Genomic DNA, 19,131 nt, shown 5'->3' on the forward strand with positions numbered 1-19,131 from the left:
GGAACTTACCGGTCATATCATAAACCATAACCGTCACCTTTAAGTTCGACTCCGGACGATTGTGATGCAGAAAGAATTCCACTTGATCCCGTGCCGGATTCGGGGTGGCATACATCTCGATCAGATTAGGTTTCAACCCTTCCGCCACCTCAAAAGTAAAGGTATAGGTCGTGGAGTTATTTAAGATATCCCACACCTTAAACTCGGCCGTATGCATTCCCGGCTCCAGCTCAGGGATGGAGAACTGGACAAGTCCTTCCCCTTCTTTATCGGGTAATAGTGCATAGTAATTGTTCAAGTTGTAACTCATGGAAGGCATACTGTCGACCGTCAGCATGATATCATGCCCTACACTACTACCTGTTATATTCACACCGCTCTTGTCCCACAGCCTAGCGACAAAATAAGGAGTCGTATTCACTTGATCGCCCTCTACAAAACTAGAATCATTCAAGTAAATCTGCCGGATCTCAGGGCCGATCGTATCTGCCTCCGCATTATCAGCGGTACCGCCAACGATATAATTCAAGAAAGATCCTTGTGCCTCATGCTTGTTCACCTCATCCGAGGCGTAGAGATTTAGTTTTCCCTGCTTATTCGAATAAGAGATATCTTTCGGTACCATAAATGTAAAACTAAATTTTCCTTGCCGTACCGAATCTTGTCCGATATAGATCGTATTCGGGTAATCTGTGTAAGAGAAGCGGACCGTATCTCCTTTTTCATTCGTATTATTGCCCAAGGTGGTCAATGAAGCTTTACTATCCAGCACCGTAGCATTTAGGATACCGGTAAAATCGTTAGCCAAGCCCTCTTTCGTATCTAAGATCTCTCCCTCCACCGTTATTTTCTCCAAAGCCTTAAACGTAAAAGGCTCATCTGATATGGCCTTGCCGTTCACGGCTGTCACTTGCGCCTTATACTCCGGATAGGAGATTCTCAAAGCAGGGTCACCTATCAAAATAAAATTAAGTTTATTGATACCAGACAGTTTCCGCTTGGTCTCCATCATGGCCTCGCCCAAGGTACGGGCCCGTCCGTCACTCTCCCTCTCAAAGAGATTGCAGTAAAGTTCCTTATTCAGAGCCGAGTTACCGCTAGATACAACCACACGGGTTGTCGTAAACAATGCGATCCCTCCACTTTTCGCATTCAAGAAAACAGATTCTCCCGCCGAGGTATTCACGTCATCGAAACGGGTAAAATCGCAAGTCGCCGTCACCCAAATGGGTAGTTTCGTATAAGTAGATTGTAAGATATCCGTCTGTGTCCACACGTATTCGTCAGACCAAGCGGTCGTATTACCATGCCCCGTATAGTTAATCAACAGTTGCCCTTTCTTCAATAATTCAGAGATCCGCTTACGTACATCCGGATACGTTCCGCTATTATCTCGCTTAAACGCATCGAAATAAACTTTATTCGTCAGGAAAGCCCCATGATTTTCCTCTATAAACCGGGCCAGCTCATCAGCTTGTTCCGCATGACTACTCGTATAGTGATCCGCATTGTTACCATCATCCGCCACGAAGGTGATTTGGTTTTTCCAGCCGCCTCTGTCCTCGTTCCGCATATAACCGATTACCTTATCTACCATTTGGGTAGCCTCCGTTACTGTCCGCACGGGGAAACGTCCTACACCTATGCAAATACTGTTCGGCTTATCAAGTGCCTCCTCGGATACATTATCCAATAGCCCATAATAATCATCCGTTACATACGAGAAATTAGAATTATAGAACGATCCTGAATATTCAAACAAGGACGCCCTCGACTGATAGGTCAGCAACATATTATCCCTTGCTATGTTTTTCACGTCCGAACAAATTCCCCGGTTGTCGTAAATACCATCGCCAAACAATAACAGGTATTTTGGAGCGTTACCGGCAGACACGCTACGATCGTAGAACATTTTCATGAACCGGCGGTAAGCGGTAGCGTCAGGCGCACCGCTTGAGAACTCATTATAAATCGACTGAGGATCCACGACTTCCACGGTCAATCCGTCTGTTGCCCGGTGTTCCTCCGCCAACCGTTCCGCTTGCGTTTGGAAAGCTTTAGCCGCTATGATGATCATGTCTTTTTGCTCCAAGGCATGTAGGTTTTGATTCTCCACCTCACCGACAACCTCCGGAGAGATAAAGCTCTGATCCGTCCGTACCAAAACGAACTCCCGTAAGGTACCGGCAGGAATAGAGAAAGTGAGTTCGGAGCCATTCAATTCCGTCTCCATCAGTCTTACCCGCTGAGCATCCGTCACATCAAAGACCAAGGTATTCGCGTTTGCGCCCTGTACCACGAACCGGGAAACATTTCCGATAGAAGCTATACTACGAAAAAAAGTATAGGCCCCATACGGCTGCAAAGTCCTCTTAAAATGTAACCGAACGTAATTTAACCGTACATTGTTATGAGAAGCCGAATTATAAGACACGACCACACTGTTTTTCTCACTCTTCTCGCCTTTCCATACCGCCATGCTTACCCCTTCTAGCGCCTTCACATATTCCTCTCTATTCGAGCGGATCGAAACGTCCAGAACATTAGACTGATTAATACTCAAAGAAGCGACTCCCGTACCGGAAGTGACTTTGGATACAAAGCTCATGGTTACCTTAGCGTCTTCATTTGTGATTCCCGGAATTGAAGAGAATGTTGATAGGGTTCGGGGGGTAGCTCCGCTAAAATCTTCCCCATACAGCTCCCTACCCGATTTCGCCAACGATACTAATTCTTGCTCATGCACCAAATAATCATCGTAAGTCGTGATCCGATTAGTCGCACCAGTCGCTTGAGCCACGGAAGTCATATCATTCGTCGGAGTGGCATCGGTCACAAAATAATAGCCATACAATGAATAAGGATTATTCGTATGCACGAATGTCTGGCTCGACGAGTCATACTCCCATTTAACCGGCCCTTTCCCGTAGAATAACAGGTAATCACTCCCACGCCAAACCGGTGTAGAAGGGACATCGTCGATATATTCCTTACTGAAATCCTCATCCAAGGGCCATCCTCCATAGCCATGGACAGAGACTTTCGATGGGTCCGAGAAACCCATATTCTTCAAATCCGCATAGGATAATTTGTAGATTCCGGTCTTATCCACCCGGATCTTCACCCATTTCCCTTCCGATAACAGGGATTTAGAAGCATAACGGCTACCATCCGCCCATGTATATGAGCAAAGTAATAAACCTATAATGAATATATATAGTAATCTTCTCATCTCACATAAAAATCCAGAAGCTTCCGCTCGCCAAGATATCCCTCCAGATGATCGTCGATCTTCACGGGACCTACGCCAGCAGGTGTTCCGGTATAAATCAAATCGCCTATTTTCAGCGTAAAGAAGCGACTTACGTACGCGATAATCTTATCTACCGAAAACAGCATATTCGAGGTATTGCCTTCCTGTACCTTCGAGCCATTGATATCCAGATGGAACGGAAGCCGGTTTACATCCCCCGCTTGCTCCAGCGGAATAAAGGTCCCGATCACAGCCGAATTATCAAACGCCTTACTAATCTCCCACGGTAGCCCTTGCGCACGCAATTTATTCTGCAAATCCCGTGCCGTGAAATCAATACCGACCGTAACCTCATTGTAATAACGATGAGCGAAACGCTCGGCTATATTTTTCCCCAAACGGTCTATCCGTACCACGATCTCCGTCTCATAATGAACTTCCGATGAAAAATCCGGAATAAAAAACGGTTTCCCATCTTTCAACAAAGAGGAGTCCGACTTCATAAAAATAGTAGGCTCTGATAATTCTAACGAATGATGCAGCTCTTTATTGTGAGCGGCATAGTTCATTCCAACGGCGATAATCTTCATATTTTAGTGATTCATTGAGTTCAATCGATTAAACATAACAGCTAAATGCGCATACATAGAAGTATTCTGGACTACGATATGTTCCGGCACCCGTATACGGAAGGGGGTAAAATTCCAAAGAGCCTTGATTCCTCCCTCGATAATCCGGTCTGTCACCTCCTGCGCTTTCTCCACCGGCACGGTGATCACCCCGATCGTCGCGCCATATTCTTTCTGCTTGGCAGGAAAATCATCCATATGAAAAACGGGAATGCCATTAATCATGTTCCCGTCCAAATCCTCACGAACATCAAAGCCCGCCACGATCTCCAATCCATATTGACTTAGTCCGGTGTCATGCAACAAAGAAGCGCCCAGACTCCCTACCCCAAACAGAAATGCCTTATGCTGGGATGTAAAACCGAGGAAATCCTCCAGTACGTCAACCAACGCGTTAATATCATATCCCACTCTCGTCTTCCCGGAGATATTCACAAAAGAGAGATCTTTAGCGACCTGACTAGGATCTACATTTATCTCCTTAGCGATCTGGGTGGATGAGATAAACGTTTCCCCTTTTCCTTTCATCAACTTTACAAACGCAAGATACCACGGCAACCTCCTTAACGTAGGTTCCGGCACTTTCCATGCCTGTTTTATATCATCGCTGGCCATTGTCTAATTCTCCTATTCATGTATAACATTCGTGCAAGCCTACAAAAGTACAAAATTAAAAAGATTCACCAAAAAAGCCCCGATCGAGAAACTGTATTTAACTACCACCTTAACAGTGGTCTCACATTCAACAATCACGGCTTCGATACCGGCAAGTATGACGATCCTAGCGTTGTCGGTAATAAAAACTGTCTCTACGATCCTTTTTCCCGTATAAACCTGGGAGGCATTCGAATCTTTTGTATTTTTACGCAAAAGTTTCGAGATATCCAAAACCATAGCACAGATTTAGGTATCATCCACTTTTAACTAAAGTGTTCACACAAAAACTTCAATTATGACAAAGAAAGAAGCTATCAAGATTTTCGAAGAGAAAAAAGTACGTACAGTCTGGGACGATGAAACAGAGGAATGGTTTTTCTCTGTAGTAGACGTTGTAAGTATCCTCACCGAAAGTGTGGATGGAAGGAAATATTGGAATAAACTCAAACAAAGGCTAAAAGCTGAAGGTAGTGAGTTGGTGACAAATTGTCACCAACTGAAATTACCTTCTACCGATGGGAAATACTACAAAACCGACGTAGCTACGACAGAACAGCTGTTCCGGCTTATCCAATCCATCCCGTCTCCTAAAGCTGAACCTTTCAAACTATGGATGGCTCAAGTGGCAAAAGAGCGATTGGATGAAATGCAAGACCCCGAGTTAACGATAGATCGAGCCATGAGGGAATATAAAGCGTTGGGGTACTCGGATAATTGGATTAATCAACGCCTTAAAAGCATCGAGATACGTAAAGACCTAACCGATGAATGGAAACGACACGGACTACAAGAGGGTATTCAGTTCGCTACCCTTACAGATATCATCTATCAAACGTGGGCCGGTAAAACTTCCAAAGAAAAGAATCCGCAACATTTCGAAGAGCACCAAGTTATCGCCAAACAAGGAGGAAAAGCAGCAGAGGCCGCCCGCAAACAACTTGAAAGCGATTTAGGCCACTCGGTAATCTCTCCCCTCAACGCTAGAACCGGATTGAGACTTAAAGATAAAAACGACAAAGAATAGGCAAAAAGCCCCGATCGAGAAACCGACCGGGGCTTATTCTTTTTCCGCTTTCTTGCCTCACGGAAATACTGACGGAGAGCTTTAATTTTTTACTTTAGTATTAATATCCCCGCATGTTCAACCTCACGGTTTACTTGAAGACGAATCTCCGCACGGGAATCTTAGAATTATATATCTTCTTCAAATGCTTTTCGCATTTTATATCAAAAGTGCTTATTTAACAACCACCTTCGTAGTCTCACCGTTAACGGTTACGAATACTACACCTGCCGGAGCAGCGATCGTAGCGTTATCGGAAGCGACTACCTCGTTAGCGACAGCCTTACCTAATACGGTAGCGATCGTTACAGTCTGACCAGCTGCACCCTGTACGGTTACTGTACCGTTACCAGCGATAACCTTAACAGCAGACTCAGCCTCGATACCTTCGTTAGATGTCGGAGCCTCTACAGCCTCAACCGTAAACTTGTAAGCACCCGCACGATTCGTCAAGTACATTACGTCATTGTTGACAGCGAAGTATCTATCGTTCTCGGCAACAGTCTCCATGATCGGGTTGTTCCACTCGTCAACCGCATAATTATAATTATTAGGATCACGATATTGTCCATCCTCTCCAGTGTAAACTTTCTGTTGCGTACGAGTCAAGTTCGGAAGTTCGATCATGTACTCACCCTCGTTGTCTGTCAATACAAACGCTACAGCAGCCGGGCTAGCCTCAACATCTACAGTATCAGCCTTCTCCGGACCAAACACCAATGTATCCGTAGCGAAAATCTCGCCCTTAACAAATCCTAAACGAACTTTCTTAACTCCACTTACAACCGTATATTTCTTATCGGCTACAGAATCCGTCAAGGAAACCAAATAGTTCATCTTATTGGCAACCTTGTCCTCATCTGACAAACCACGAGAAGTAGCGATATAATACAACGGCATTGTAGGATCAGCCAAGCAAGCCGTATCCAACCACATGCTCAAGTTCTCCGGAACTACAGCGGAAGTATCGCCCAAAGATTGACCTTCACGCAATGTGCTAGCGAAGCCTTCGCCATCCATCGTCACAGCCTTGCCATCATCGGCGATTGTAGAGATGATCTTATGTCCCATCGACATCTCGGCATAAGCATCCTTCTTCCCCTCTACCAAAGAGAACAAGTCACGGCTTTCATAACATTTAGTAGTTTGAGTTAAAGTAGAAGTCGTTACATTTACAGCTACCTTCATGTCATTCAATCGGTAATATGCCTCATAAGAGATCTTATTGTCAGAATCCTCGTCTACCAATTCATATTTACCAGTTGTCGAATTCCATTGGATTTCACTTTCATCAATACCCTCAACAACCTGATCCGTTTCTTTATCAACTACAACAAAATCATCCGGAGTCCAATAGCCATTAGCAGAATTAATGCGAGTTCTTACTTTATTCGCTACAATCATTTTATACTGGCTTTCAACACCTGTTTCCAAGAACGCATAAGCATGATTAGCAGAAGCCATGTATTCAATATCAAAATACTTACCATTATCAGCTTTCAGACGATAAGCGGAAACAGTCAAAGAATCAGTGCCATATACACCATTACCCTCTACATGAACAGCCTCCGGATAGAACATGATAGCTTCATCAGCCGTGATACCAGACTTAACAGCCGTAGCATCATCCTTGCCTTCTACTACGAAGATATCATCTCCTAAGCCTTCAGATACAACGTTCAGAGCTACACGGAATGTACTCAATACATCAAAGTGCTTGTAACCTACATATTTGCTTGCATTCGTTACAGGAACCATCTTGATTGTATCGGCAGTACCGGCGATAGCATACGTGTTCTCACCTACAACATATAACTTCCGATTCTCAACCTCTATTTCTCCAATGGTCAAGTCACCCTCTATTACACGGTTTTTGATCGTATATGAGCCATTCTCTCCAGAAACAACCCAGTGGTTAGTAGCAACTGATTCATTACCGTCTGTCAAGATAGGTAAGTAATAATAACCTTCGCCATATTCCAAATTTTGCTCATACCAACCAGAATTAGCCCACTGACGTTTAGCCAAATTATTATCGCAATCAGCACCAAACGCTTGTCCCTTAAACGGATTAGCAATCAACTTTTCATTGCCATCACGAGAAATACTCTTGATAGTCTCACGAGCATCTGTTACGATATAAGCAACCTTCGTATTCAAGTCAGCCTTAGTACCCTCTTTCAAAGTGATAACAGGATACTCAGGAACTCGTACATTAGCTTCATAGATACCTGTAGACAACACCTTAGGACCACCAGCAAAAGACGCCCACGCTACATACGGAGTAGCATTCGCATTCTGAACCTTGTAGCTAGAGAATACCTTATTATCTGTTGTATAAGGTACATCTTGGATCTGAATATCGAATCTGTCACCAGTTACATCATCAATATGCTTGATCACCTTAAACATATTAGCTCCCTCTACATACAATTTACCGAAGTCTTTTTGTTCTTTATCGGCAGGAGCTATTACTACGGTTGTATCCGTCGTGAATTTATAACCAGCACCAGTCTTACCATTATCTGAAACAGATTGATAAGAGTAGTAAGCATTATCCACGTAGATATAAACAGGTTTATCTTTTTTATAACCGGCCTTTACTCCGTAATAAGCCAACTTATAAAACTCACCGTTTCCCTCTGCTACCAATTTCTTACCTGTAAAAGGATTATCCTTTACATCACTGGCAAAAGATAATTCGAAATAAGCTCCGCTATAATCATTCAAATCAGCGGCAGACATAGCGGAAGCCTTCGGCGAATAAACAGTCAACGCCTGCCCGGCAGACTGACCTGCCTTTTTCACCTTTACTTGGCCACCAACTAAAGCTACAGTGTAAGTATCATTTCCCTGTTTGTTATACAAGGCTTGCCCCGGAGTCCATGCCCATTGATCCAAACCAGACGCAATAATAGATGTAGCACCATCTTTCTTTGCGAATTTCAATGTTGAGCCAGTAGCCTTATTAACGAAAGTGTAAACAGCAGAACCAGAAACTTCTTGGCTAACTTTCTTGATCTGCCATAACATAGAATCCGCATGAGCGAAGTCCAAATTAGAAAGAGACGCAACTTTAACACTATCCTTTCCGTCATGCTTTGTCATTTGCAAAGCTTCCGTTGTGGAAGTGCCTAAGAAATAGTACTTCGTACCTTTTACGTCTGTTACCGCGGTAGGATTCACGTCTACATTCGCAGCATTCATGGTTGCGAATGTTCCCAGTGACAAAAACGCAGCTACAAGAGTAGAAAACTTTTTGTTCATAATACTGAAATTAATATTAATACTAGTGTTTATTAAGATAATCAAGCTATTACATCATTCGAAGACATTCAATTCGCCGTAAAAACGGCTAGCTTAAACCTTCGTTTAAATCTTGCGTTTTTTAGCTCTTCGGAAGGGCGTTTGTATGAAGAAGCGGCGGGTTTGTCAATAATAGGCTATCGTATTGATAAGAAAGCGGATAAGGAGATAAAAAAATAATGAGTAAGGGTTGCAAGTGTCAAAGAAACGCGTACCTTTGCAAATGCAAGATTTAAACGAAGGTTTAAACTAATCGTTTTATACCTTATAAATATTAATGTACGCACGTACATATGTTAATAATATTCCCCACTCAGTCTAACATCTATCAAAAGCTTTCCCTTTTGACATTCTGACAAATTGTAAACTGAACCTCCCAAGAATCGATTTTTCTAGGCCAACGTACAACTCATCGCCAAATACGCAAGAAAAAATCAGCAATCCACTCATTGACAGAACAATGTCTAAAAATAGCCTTCCGTTCTAGCGAAATTCATTCATCGTAATTCATATCTATTGACTTCTTCGGGCTATCTCATAGGGTTACGACTGGGTTCTAACAGGGTTACGATGCCTATTCACGACTACTAACAACCCTATTCGTGACTGTTTATAATGCCCAACGACAGTATAGGCGTTACCCAACGCGACTATAGGCGCAAGCTTTTGCCGCATATCGTGCGTAAAAAGCCATACTTTTCCATAAAAAACCCCGATTATCGTCTCCCCCTTCCCCCTATTTCACGATACTAGCAAAAAGGGATTGTCACGATTCAAGCCTTATATCAAGCAAAAAGTCAAGTCAACAACCGTTTTCAAGACATCTGATTCTTTCAAAGTCCTAGATATAACGGTAACATTATGACCTTCAAAAAACACGTACGTCTTTTTCCGGAAACACGTACATGTTTTTTCAAAAAGACGTACGTGTTTATTTTTAAAAGCGTATCTTTACCGCAAGAGATGGGAAAAGAACCATCCCTTTCATATTAATCACTAAAACCTATAAGCACTATGGGAAAATTTATCAATCCCTTCACCGATTTCGGCTTTCACCGGATATTCGGGCAGGAGGTACACAAGGAGTTACTAATCGATTTCCTGAACCAGTTGTTCTTCGGAGAGCACTACATTGAGGATATCACGTTCCTTAACCCGATTCAGACCCCCGAGACGCTGGACGACAGGGGAATCGTTTTTGACGTGCATTGCAAGGACAGCAACGGAAACCTATTCGTCGTTGAGATGCAAACCGGGGCACAACCCTATTTCCACGACAGGGGACTGTACTATCTGGCGAGGGCCATCAGTAACCAAGGACAAAAAGGGAAGGACTGGAAATTCGTGTTACAACCCGTATACGGGGTATTCCTACTTAATTACAAGATGGACGTGAACTCAAAGTTCCGGACCGATGTTATATTGGCGGACCGGGAAACCGGAAGGATGTTTAGCGACAGGATACGGCAAGTCTATCTCGAGCTGCCTTACTTCCAAAAAGAACCGGACGAGTGCGAGAATGATTTTGAACGTTGGATTTATTTATTGAAGCATATGGACACTTTAGAGAGAATGCCGTTCAAGGCGAAAAAGGCGGTCTTCGATAAGTTGCTGGAAGTAGCCGACGTGGCAAACCTCAGCAAGGAAGAACGCATACAATACGACGAGGCTCTGAAACGATACAGGGATTATAAGAATACGATCGATTACGCAGAGGAGAAAGGGATATTGAAAGGGAAAGAATCTACGGCCCGCAACATGAAAGCGGATGGATTATCCCACTCAATTATCCAAAAATACACTGGGCTCTCCCTTGAGGATATAGAGAAACTATAAAAATAAACCCTCCAGCCCTATTCTCGCTAACCAAATGGTTAGAAGAATAAAGGCTGGAGGGCTTGTTTAATATCTATAAGGAAGGAGATCCTTAGATTCTCTCCAATGTAGCTGTAATAAACTCCCAGATCTTCTGTACGGAATGAATATTCACTCGCTCGTCCGGTGAGTGCGGATATTCCAAATCCGGTCCGATAGAAACCATATCCATATCCGGATAAGCGCCTTGGATGATACCGCATTCCAATCCGGCATGCATCACCTTCACCTCAGGTTCCTTACCAAATAAATCCAGATAGGTAGATTTCATCAAGTTCAAGATCGGGGAATTGATATTAGGCTGCCAGCCATTATAATGACCGGACTCCTCCACCTTAGCCCCTGCCAAAGCGAATACACTTTCCAGACTTGAGCAAACAGAATCCCTGCGAGACTCGGATGAGCTACGCACCAAGATCTTCACCTCGATCAACTCATCAGATGTCTTCACGATCGCTAAGTTAGAGGAAGACTCAACCGTACCCGGGAAATCATGCAACATGCTAATCACACCATTCTGGCAACCTTCGATCGCATTGATCAAATCATCCTGTATCTCCTCCGGAATCAACGTAGACGGCAATTCAACCATCTCCGCGACGAAATCGATCTGATCCTCCACACCCATATACTCCGTACGGAACATATCTTGGTAATCAGCCACTAGCTCCCAAAGAGACTCCACGTTATCACCCGGAATCGTTATCACGGCAAAAGCCTCACGAGGGATAGCGTTAGGCAAGGAACCACCCGCCACAGAGGACAAGCGAGCGCCATAATCACAAACCGCCTCTTTCAAGAAACGGAAGATCAACTTATTCGCATTCGCACGCCCTAAATGAATATCCACACCGGAATGGCCACCTTTCAAGCCAGACAAGCTAACCTTGACAGCCACGTCACCTTCCGGAATATAAGTATCCTCCTTAAATTGGAAAGAGACATTCACGTTAGCGCCACCCGCGCAACCTACGAACAACTCCCCTTCCTTCTCGGAATCACAATTCAATAAAATATCACCCTGTAAGAAATGCGGCTTCAAGCCGAAAGCGCCGTCCATTCCCTGTTCCTCATCAATCGTAAACAGGGCCTCGATCGGTCCGTGACGCAAGCTATTGTCCGCCAACACGGCCATCGCCAGAGCGGCGCCCATGCCATTGTCCGCCCCCAAAGTCGTCTCACGGGCCGTCACCCAATCACCGTCTATGTAAGCGTCGATCGGATCTTTCTCGAAATCATGCTTTACGGAAGAGTTTTTTTGGGGAACCATATCCAGATGAGACTGCAATGTCACGGTCTTACGACCTTCCATTCCGGGCGTGGCCGGCTTACGGATCAATACGTTACCCACCTCATCTTGCAGGGTTTCCAGTCCCAATCCTTTACCAAAGGATATCATAAAACGGGTTACTGCCTCCATATGTCCGGTCGGACGGGGGATTTGCGTAAGGTCATAAAAATAACCCCATACATGCTTCGGAGATAGATCTTTGATTTCTGCTGACATAGATGTTAATAATTTAGTTCAGTTCATATTTAATACATATCTTGTATTCATCACGAAACAGCGACCGGAGCCTCTTTGTTCTCCCGGTTGGTGAGCGGCAAAGCCACCACGCCGAATAATCCGCACAATCCAGTCCATACCGTCTGTACCGTATGAACGACCAAGGCGAACGCCGCCGCATCATTCTCGTTCACGCCAAAACAAACCAAGGTAGCGATCACCATGAAATGCCACGGTCCGATACCGCCTTGAACAGGCACCGCCACGCCGATACTACTCATCGTAAACGTGATCAGCCCGACCACGATACCCAAGTCCTTGGTAAAGTCGAAAGCATAGAACGTTATATAAAAGTAACAGAAATAACCTCCCCAAATCAATAACGTCTCTATCACGAAACGCATCTTATGCTCCATGTACCAGATACTCTTCATACCGGTCCATATATTCTTCAACATGCCTTTGGCTTTCTGTACCAGCGTAAAGTTACTCATATAAGTGAATACAAACCAAATTACAGCGACAAAAATTATCACCGCCACGTAAATCCATATCGAATTAAACATGGATTGGAACCCTTCGAGCAAAGCCGGGTTCTTGGCGAAGAAACTCGTAAAGAAGCTTATATTAAATATGAATATCATCAAGGTTATCAAACCGACCATGATCGTATCGCTCACACGGTCGATCAACAAGGTACCTAAAAGCTTGGTAAACGAGATCTTATCGTATTTCGTGATCATGCCGCAACGCCATACCTCGCCGACACGGGGCAATACCAGATTCACCGCGTAATTACCCAACACGGCGTAAATCACGTTACTCATCTTGAAACGCTCGCCCAAGGAACTGATCAGCAATCCCCACCGTAAACCACGGACGATATTGGCGAACAAGCCGAACAGTAAAGAAACCAGAATAATATCATAACGAACCCCCTCCTTGACTACTCGCCAAATCTCAGTGATATCCATTTTCCGATACAAAAACCAAAGGAGTAAACAGCCGAAGGCTAAAGGTAGAATTATCTTCAGAAACGTACGTAGAATGCTCTTAAAATCCATTAGGTATAGGGAACTTTAAATTATTTATTGTACTTTTGTGCATCCGCAAAGATAAGCATAATATTTAAAAACAAACACATTACACCGAAAAGTGGATGAGATTAGTTAAGCCAAAAAAAGCATTAGGGCAACATTTCCTAAAGGATCTGCAAATAGCACAGCGCATTGCGGACACACTCGATACTTTCAAATCCTTGCCGGTCTTGGAAATCGGACCGGGAATGGGAGTCCTTACCCAGTTCTTGCTGGAGGCGGGACATGATTTGACCGTTGTCGAGTTGGACATGGAATCCGTAGATTACCTGAACCAGAATTTCCCCGATCTGAAAGGACGTATCATCGCCGAGGATTTCCTGAAATTGGATCTCTCGAAGCTATTTCCGGGGCAGTTTTGTGTGATCGGTAATTATCCCTATAATATCTCCAGCCAGATATTCTTCAAAGTCCTCGATTATAAGGACCAGATTCCCTGCTGCTCGGGGATGTTACAAAAAGAGGTAGCGGAACGCCTAGCGGCGGGCCCCGGTAGCAAGACGTACGGAATCTTGAGCGTATTGCTCCAAGCTTGGTACGACGTGGAATACCTCTTTACAGTCAGTGAGAAAGTATTCGATCCGCCTCCAAAAGTGAAAAGCGCCGTATTGAAAATGACTCGTAACGACCGCAAGGAGCTGGGATGCGACGAGAAGTTATTCAAGACCGTAGTAAAGACCTCATTCAACCAACGAAGAAAAACGCTTCGTAATTCCATGAAACCCCTATTGGGTAAAGATTGCCCGGATTACGCCTTGCCGATATTCGACAAGCGCCCGGAACAGTTATCCGTGGAGCAATTCGTGGAACTGACCTTGATCAGCCAAAAGCATCTGGAGAAGCAGGCTGGTGATGTCCTATAATAATATAAGAGTCCAATGATCGAACTGACGAAAGATTACATCGAGAACCTGAAAAGCATCATCGAGGCCAAAGATGACGCGAAGGCACAGGAGGTACTTCATGAACTGTATCCTGCCGATATAGCCGAGCTTTATCAAGAACTGAACTTGCAAGAGGCCATTTATCTCTATCTATTGATGGATGGCGACAAAGCGGCGGATGTATTGATGGAGTTGGATGAGGAAGACCGTCATAAGTTATTGAAGGAACTTCCCAATGAGCTTATCGCCAAGCGTTTCGTCGATAACATGGAAACGGATGATGCCGTTGACTTGATGCGTGAGTTGGACGAGGATACCCAAGAGGAGATCCTTTCGCATATCGAGGACGTAGAACAGGCCGGTGATATCGTGGACTTGTTGAAATACGACGAGGACACCGCCGGCGGTTTGATGGGTACCGAGATGATCGTGGTGAACGAGAATTGGAGTATGCCCAAATGTATCGACGAGATGCGCAAGCAAGCGGAGGAGATGAGCGAGATCTATTATGTATATGTAGTGGACGACGACGAGCGCTTGAAAGGCGTGCTCCCCTTGCAGAAACTGATTACCCACCCATCCGTCTCCAAGATCAAGCATGTCATGAAAAAAGACCCGATCTCCGTTCGCGACAGCGACAGTATCGAGGAGGTTACGGAGACGATCGAGAAATACGACTTGGTAGCCTTGCCCGTAGTCGATAGTATCGGACGTCTGGTAGGACGTATCACGATCGATGACGTTATGGATGAGGTACGCGAGCAACACGAGCGTGATTACCAGTTGGCATCCGGTATCTCGCAAGACGTAGAAACCTCGGATAATGTATTCACCCAAACCGCCGCCCGCCTACCTTGGCTGCTGATCGGCATGATCGGAGGATTGGGAAACTCCGTTATCCTCGGTGGTTTCGAGAGCAGTTTCGCCACTAACCCGAAGATGGCGCTATTTATCCCGCTGATCGGTGGTACCGGTGGAAACGTAGGCATACAATCTTCCGCTATCGTGGTACAGGGCTTGGCAAACAATACCTTGAAGGAAGGGAATATCGTACCGCAAATCCTAAAAGAGTCTGTAGTCTCGTTAATCAATGCCAGCATTATCAGTCTGGTCGTGTTCATTTACAACTTCTTCATGCTGGGAGACCGGGGGATCACGGCCTCCGTATCTTTAAGCCTATTCGCCGTCGTAATGTTCGCCAGTATATTCGGCACGTTAGTTCCCATGACCTTAGATAAGATGAAGATAGATCCGGCCTTGGCGACCGGGCCGTTTATCACCATTACCAACGATATTATCGGTATGATGATTTATATGTTCATTACTTCCGCGTTAGCTTGATGCCACGTAGGGACGGACGCCGTCCCTACAATGTTAAAATAATATGTTATAGAACATATCTACGAAATAGCTGTTATCTTTGTAGCGGTTATCAAAAAAGGTAGAAAAACTATGCTAACAGAAGCATTTTACATTCTCTTCTTCTATTTCACGGGAGAGTTTATCAGCTACTTTATCGACGGTTTCATACCGGGTAGCGTAATTGGGATGGTGCTATTGTTTTTAGCCCTCGCGTTCAAGAAAGTAAAACCTGAAAAGGTGAAACGTCTTTCCACGGTTCTTACCCAAAACATGGGATTATTCTTCGTTCCTGCCGGTGTAGGGCTTATGAATTCCTTCGGGATCATCTCCGAGTATTGGGCAGTCCTGCTGATCGCTTCCGTAGTAAGTACAATTTTAGTCATCGCCAGCGTAGCGTTGGTGCAACAAAAACTGGAAAAGGGAAAATAGACCATGGATAATCTGGCGCATTCCGAGATTTTCGCTCTTACCTTGGTAATTGGTACCTACCTGACTTCCTTGGCTCTTTACAAGAAAGTCCATATCAGTCTTTTACATCCTTTGCTTACGACCATCTTCGTGATTATCGTGGTACTGGAAGTCCTAGGCATTCAATATGAGTCGTTCCAGCAAAGCAGTCATTTGATCCATTTTATGTTGGGGCCTTCCGTAGTGGCCCTTGGCTATGTGTTATATGAGCAAATCCAATATCTAAAGGGAAATGTCGTTTCGATCTTGACTTCCGTATTTGTCGGGGCCATTGTCGGAATCGTAAGCGTAATCATCATCGGTAAATTGATGGGAGCCGATCAAGCGTTGATCGCCACGCTCCAACCGAAATCCGTCACCACCCCGATCGCTATGGGGATAGCGGAGAAAGCGGGCGGCATACCTTCACTTACCGCCGTCATCGTCGTAGCGGTAGGAATCTTTGGCAGTATAGTGGGCCCTATCGTGATGAGGGTACTGGGAATAGATAGCCATATCGCTAAAGGACTGGCGTTAGGGGCTTCCTCCCATGGAGTAGGAACAGCAGCGGCCATTCAAATCGGGGCCATCGAAGGAGCATTAAGCGGACTGGCGATTGGCTTGATGGGTATCATGACAGCGGTCTTGGTTCCGGTTATTCGGTTGATTTGCAACTATTTTTCCATATAAATACGCAAAACTTTTTGCTACTTTAGCAGGAATGTACTACTTTTGTACCCAAAAATCGTTACGGATTACTCTATAACATATATAAATAAAGAAAATAAATATGATCAATTCACAAGACATTAAGAAAGGAACTTGTATCCGTTTGGACGGAAAACTCTATTTCTGCGTCGATTTCCTTCACGTAAAACCGGGTAAAGGTAATACCATCATGCGTACCACATTGAAAGATGTTGTAAAAGGCGGTCAGATCGAGCGTCGTTTCAATATCGGTGAGAAGTTGGAAGATGTACGCGTAGAACGTCGCCCGTATCAGTTCACTTATACGGAAGGCGAGCATTATCATTTCATGAACCAAGAGACATTCGATGACGTGATCATCGACAAAAACTTGATCAACGGCGTTGATTTCATGAAAGAGGGAGAAATTGTAGACGTTGTTTCTGATGCATCTACCGATACGGTTCTTTTCGCCGACATGCCTACAAAAGTTCAATTAAAAGTTACTTATACAGAACCGGGTATTAAAGGTGACACTGCTACTAACACCTTGAAACCGGCAACCGTAGAGACTGGTGCGGAAGTTCGCGTTCCGTTGTTCATCAACGAGGGCGAGGTTATCGAGATCAATACGACTGATGGTTCTTACGTAGGCCGTATCCGCGAGTAATCCGGGTCTTGTCAAAATATACGGTTCCCGCTTGATAAGCAGGCGGGAACTATTTTTTTAACCAAATCATAAACCTTTCCCGACTATGAAAGAGAAAACAGGAAAACTTTCCATCAAGGAATGGGCCGAAGAAGACAGGCCCCGTGAGAAAATGCTTCAAAAAGGCGCTTCCGTATTAAGCGATGCCGAATTGATCGCCATACTGATCGGATCCGGCAACAATGAGGAGACGGCCGTACAACTCTCTCAACGGATACTTCACTCCGTAAACAACAATCTGAATACATTGGGTAAACGTTCCATCAAAGAATTAACTTCCGGCTTTAAAGGTATCGGAGAGGCGAAGGCGGTCACGATCTGCGCCGCTATGGAACTAGGGAAACGGCGGGAAACCTCAGAGGCATCTCCTCAAGATGCTATCCGAAGCAGCAAAGACTCCTATCTCCTATTCCGTACCCAACTATGCGATTTACCTTATGAGGAACTCTGGATCGCTCTAACCAATCCCTTAAATAAGGTGATACAAAAGATAAAAATCAGTCAGGGCGGAGTAAACCAGACTTCCGTGGATATCCGTTTGGTATTAAAAGCGGCGATCAACGTCTTGGCCTCCGGTATAATCCTATGCCATAATCATCCATCCGGTAGCCTCCGCCCCAGTACGCACGACGATGCCTTGACCGAGCGTATCCAAAAGGCGGCGAAGCTGATGGATATTAGGATACTGGATCATATCATCCTGTCCGATAGCGGTTATTATAGCTATGCAGACGAAGGAAGGCTGATCCGGTGAAACAAATTCTCTTTTCCCCCGGTTTAGTATATAGAAGTATTAATGTATATTCGCGTATAAAACAAAAGAAGATGAACAACGAATTTCTCCAAACAGAAGAAGCGATCGTCGCTATGCTGAAGACGGTATACGACCCGGAAATACCCGTAAACGTATACGATCTTGGGCTTATATATAAGGTAGATATCGATGAGGAAAAAAATGTACGCATCGATATGACCCTCACCGCCCCGAACTGTCCGGCGGCCGATTTCATATTGGAAGATGTCCGTATGAAGGTAGAAGCGGTCGATGGGGTGAACAATGTAGAGGTAAACCTCGTCTTCGAGCCGGAATGGGACAAGGACATGATGACGGAGGAGGCTAAACTGGAATTAGGTTTTCTATGAAAATATATTTCGCCTCAGACGCACATCTGGGAGCCCGTTTCCACAAGGACCCTTTAGCCATCGAGAAGAAACTGGTACGTTGGCTGGATAGCATCAAGGAAGACGCTTCCGCCATTTGGTTTCTGGGAGATCTATTCGACTATTGGTACGAATACAAATACGTCGTGCCGAAAGGCCATGTACGTTTTCTGGGGAAATTGGCCGAGTTAGCGGACAGAGGTATAGAAATACATATCTTTATCGGTAACCATGACATCTGGATGTTCGACTACTTGCCGAAAGAGATAGGTGCCATCATCCATCGGGATACCTTGACAGTCGATTTATTGGGGAAACGTTTCTTCCTCGGGCATGGCGATGAGGTAGATTTCCGGAGTAAGGCATTCCGTCTGATCAGGGCTATTTTCCGGAATAAGTTCTGCCAATGGTTATATGCGGGAATACATCCCCGCTGGACGTTCGGGTTCGCTTTAGGTTGGTCGCTCAACAGCCGGACGAGCGGACTGGAAAAG

At 44.7% G+C, this 19,131-nt stretch carries 16 protein-coding genes; 10 read left to right on the forward strand and 6 right to left on the reverse strand.

What is annotated here, in order from left to right:
• The 3 genes from porU to QVP94_RS10115 all read right to left on the reverse strand — a co-directional run.
• On the reverse strand, positions 1 to 3,232 hold a 3,232-nt coding region (gene porU / locus QVP94_RS10105), incomplete at its 3' end, for a type IX secretion system sortase PorU (protein WP_288213234.1).
• On the reverse strand, positions 3,229 to 3,843 hold the full coding sequence (locus QVP94_RS10110; RefSeq protein WP_005861219.1) for a fumarylacetoacetate hydrolase family protein: 615 nt from the start codon (positions 3,841 to 3,843) through the stop codon (positions 3,229 to 3,231). The genes QVP94_RS10110 and porU, both read right to left, overlap by 4 nt.
• Positions 3,844 to 3,846: 3 nt before the next feature.
• Positions 3,847 to 4,497: a redox-sensing transcriptional repressor Rex gene (locus tag QVP94_RS10115; RefSeq protein WP_022192530.1), complete on the reverse strand. Its 651-nt coding sequence runs from the start codon at positions 4,495 to 4,497 to the stop codon at positions 3,847 to 3,849.
• Between the two features lie 337 nt (positions 4,498 to 4,834).
• Between QVP94_RS10115 and QVP94_RS10120 the strand changes: the two genes are divergently transcribed.
• Positions 4,835 to 5,563, forward strand: coding sequence for a BRO-N domain-containing protein (locus QVP94_RS10120; RefSeq protein WP_022192531.1), 729 nt, complete (start codon positions 4,835 to 4,837; stop codon positions 5,561 to 5,563).
• Positions 5,564 to 5,776: 213 nt separating this feature from the next.
• On the opposite strand, the gene QVP94_RS10125 is transcribed toward QVP94_RS10120, so the two are convergent.
• Positions 5,777 to 8,869, reverse strand: coding sequence for a DUF6383 domain-containing protein (locus QVP94_RS10125; protein ID WP_022192532.1), 3,093 nt, complete (start codon positions 8,867 to 8,869; stop codon positions 5,777 to 5,779).
• A 1,053-nt stretch (positions 8,870 to 9,922) separates the two neighbouring features.
• On the opposite strand from QVP94_RS10125, the gene QVP94_RS10130 reads away from it, so the two are divergent.
• The gene (locus QVP94_RS10130) at positions 9,923 to 10,744 is read left to right on the forward strand and encodes an Rpn family recombination-promoting nuclease/putative transposase (RefSeq protein ID WP_022192533.1); all 822 of its coding nucleotides are present in this window, start codon (positions 9,923 to 9,925) and stop codon (positions 10,742 to 10,744) included.
• Between the two features lie 91 nt (positions 10,745 to 10,835).
• Here QVP94_RS10130 and QVP94_RS10135 read toward each other — a convergent pair whose 3' ends face one another.
• Positions 10,836 to 12,290, reverse strand: a complete 1,455-nt coding sequence (locus tag QVP94_RS10135; RefSeq protein ID WP_011966905.1) for an aminoacyl-histidine dipeptidase — start codon at positions 12,288 to 12,290, stop codon at positions 10,836 to 10,838.
• Between the two features lie 50 nt (positions 12,291 to 12,340).
• Entirely contained in the window at positions 12,341 to 13,354 is a 1,014-nt protein-coding gene (locus QVP94_RS10140) for a lysylphosphatidylglycerol synthase transmembrane domain-containing protein (protein WP_005861208.1), read from the reverse strand.
• 95 nt (positions 13,355 to 13,449) lie between these two features.
• Between QVP94_RS10140 and rsmA the strand changes: the two genes are divergently transcribed.
• The 8 genes from rsmA to QVP94_RS10180 all read left to right on the forward strand — a co-directional run.
• On the forward strand, positions 13,450 to 14,250 hold the full coding sequence (gene rsmA, locus QVP94_RS10145; RefSeq protein ID WP_005861207.1) for a 16S rRNA (adenine(1518)-N(6)/adenine(1519)-N(6))-dimethyltransferase RsmA: 801 nt from the start codon (positions 13,450 to 13,452) through the stop codon (positions 14,248 to 14,250).
• A 15-nt stretch (positions 14,251 to 14,265) separates the two neighbouring features.
• On the forward strand, positions 14,266 to 15,612 hold the full coding sequence (mgtE, locus tag QVP94_RS10150) for a magnesium transporter (RefSeq protein ID WP_005861206.1): 1,347 nt from the start codon (positions 14,266 to 14,268) through the stop codon (positions 15,610 to 15,612).
• A 111-nt stretch (positions 15,613 to 15,723) separates the two neighbouring features.
• Entirely contained in the window at positions 15,724 to 16,062 is a 339-nt protein-coding gene (locus QVP94_RS10155; RefSeq protein ID WP_005861203.1) for a CidA/LrgA family protein, read from the forward strand.
• 3 nt (positions 16,063 to 16,065) lie between these two features.
• Positions 16,066 to 16,770 carry an LrgB family protein gene (locus QVP94_RS10160; RefSeq protein WP_005861201.1) on the forward strand — a complete coding sequence of 235 codons (705 nt, stop codon included), beginning with the start codon at positions 16,066 to 16,068 and terminating at the stop codon, positions 16,768 to 16,770.
• Positions 16,771 to 16,870: 100 nt separating this feature from the next.
• Complete coding sequence (efp, locus tag QVP94_RS10165) at positions 16,871 to 17,437, forward strand: elongation factor P (RefSeq protein WP_005861200.1); 567 nt, start codon at positions 16,871 to 16,873, stop codon at positions 17,435 to 17,437.
• An 85-nt stretch (positions 17,438 to 17,522) separates the two neighbouring features.
• Complete coding sequence (gene radC / locus QVP94_RS10170) at positions 17,523 to 18,230, forward strand: RadC family protein (RefSeq protein ID WP_008773888.1); 708 nt, start codon at positions 17,523 to 17,525, stop codon at positions 18,228 to 18,230.
• Between the two features lie 71 nt (positions 18,231 to 18,301).
• Positions 18,302 to 18,619, forward strand: a complete 318-nt coding sequence (locus tag QVP94_RS10175; protein ID WP_005861198.1) for a metal-sulfur cluster assembly factor — start codon at positions 18,302 to 18,304, stop codon at positions 18,617 to 18,619.
• Positions 18,616 to 19,131 (forward strand): UDP-2,3-diacylglucosamine diphosphatase (locus QVP94_RS10180; protein ID WP_288213235.1); only part of this gene is annotated, 516 nt, incomplete at its 3' end. The genes QVP94_RS10175 and QVP94_RS10180, both read left to right, overlap by 4 nt.

Source organism: Parabacteroides sp. CAG:2, assembly GCF_000436315.1.
GTDB lineage: Bacteria > Bacteroidota > Bacteroidia > Bacteroidales > Tannerellaceae > Parabacteroides > Parabacteroides distasonis.

Excerpts from the sequence above, each read along its gene's own strand:
- radC (WP_008773888.1), top strand. The coding sequence starts at position 17,523 with ATGAAAGAGAAAACAGGAAAACTTTCCATCAAGGAATGGGCCGAAGAA.
- QVP94_RS10125 (WP_022192532.1), bottom strand. The coding sequence starts at position 8,869 with ATGAACAAAAAGTTTTCTACTCTTGTAGCTGCGTTTTTGTCACTGGGA.
- QVP94_RS10160 (WP_005861201.1), top strand. The coding sequence starts at position 16,066 with ATGGATAATCTGGCGCATTCCGAGATTTTCGCTCTTACCTTGGTAATT.
- QVP94_RS10135 (WP_011966905.1), bottom strand. The coding sequence starts at position 12,290 with ATGTCAGCAGAAATCAAAGATCTATCTCCGAAGCATGTATGGGGTTAT.
- QVP94_RS10130 (WP_022192533.1), top strand. The coding sequence starts at position 9,923 with ATGGGAAAATTTATCAATCCCTTCACCGATTTCGGCTTTCACCGGATA.
- QVP94_RS10110 (WP_005861219.1), bottom strand. The coding sequence starts at position 3,843 with ATGAAGATTATCGCCGTTGGAATGAACTATGCCGCTCACAATAAAGAG.
- QVP94_RS10155 (WP_005861203.1), top strand. The coding sequence starts at position 15,724 with ATGCTAACAGAAGCATTTTACATTCTCTTCTTCTATTTCACGGGAGAG.
- QVP94_RS10115 (WP_022192530.1), bottom strand. The coding sequence starts at position 4,497 with ATGGCCAGCGATGATATAAAACAGGCATGGAAAGTGCCGGAACCTACG.
- QVP94_RS10175 (WP_005861198.1), top strand. The coding sequence starts at position 18,302 with ATGAACAACGAATTTCTCCAAACAGAAGAAGCGATCGTCGCTATGCTG.
- mgtE (WP_005861206.1), top strand. The coding sequence starts at position 14,266 with ATGATCGAACTGACGAAAGATTACATCGAGAACCTGAAAAGCATCATC.
- rsmA (WP_005861207.1), top strand. The coding sequence starts at position 13,450 with ATGAGATTAGTTAAGCCAAAAAAAGCATTAGGGCAACATTTCCTAAAG.
- QVP94_RS10140 (WP_005861208.1), bottom strand. The coding sequence starts at position 13,354 with ATGGATTTTAAGAGCATTCTACGTACGTTTCTGAAGATAATTCTACCT.
- efp (WP_005861200.1), top strand. The coding sequence starts at position 16,871 with ATGATCAATTCACAAGACATTAAGAAAGGAACTTGTATCCGTTTGGAC.
- QVP94_RS10120 (WP_022192531.1), top strand. The coding sequence starts at position 4,835 with ATGACAAAGAAAGAAGCTATCAAGATTTTCGAAGAGAAAAAAGTACGT.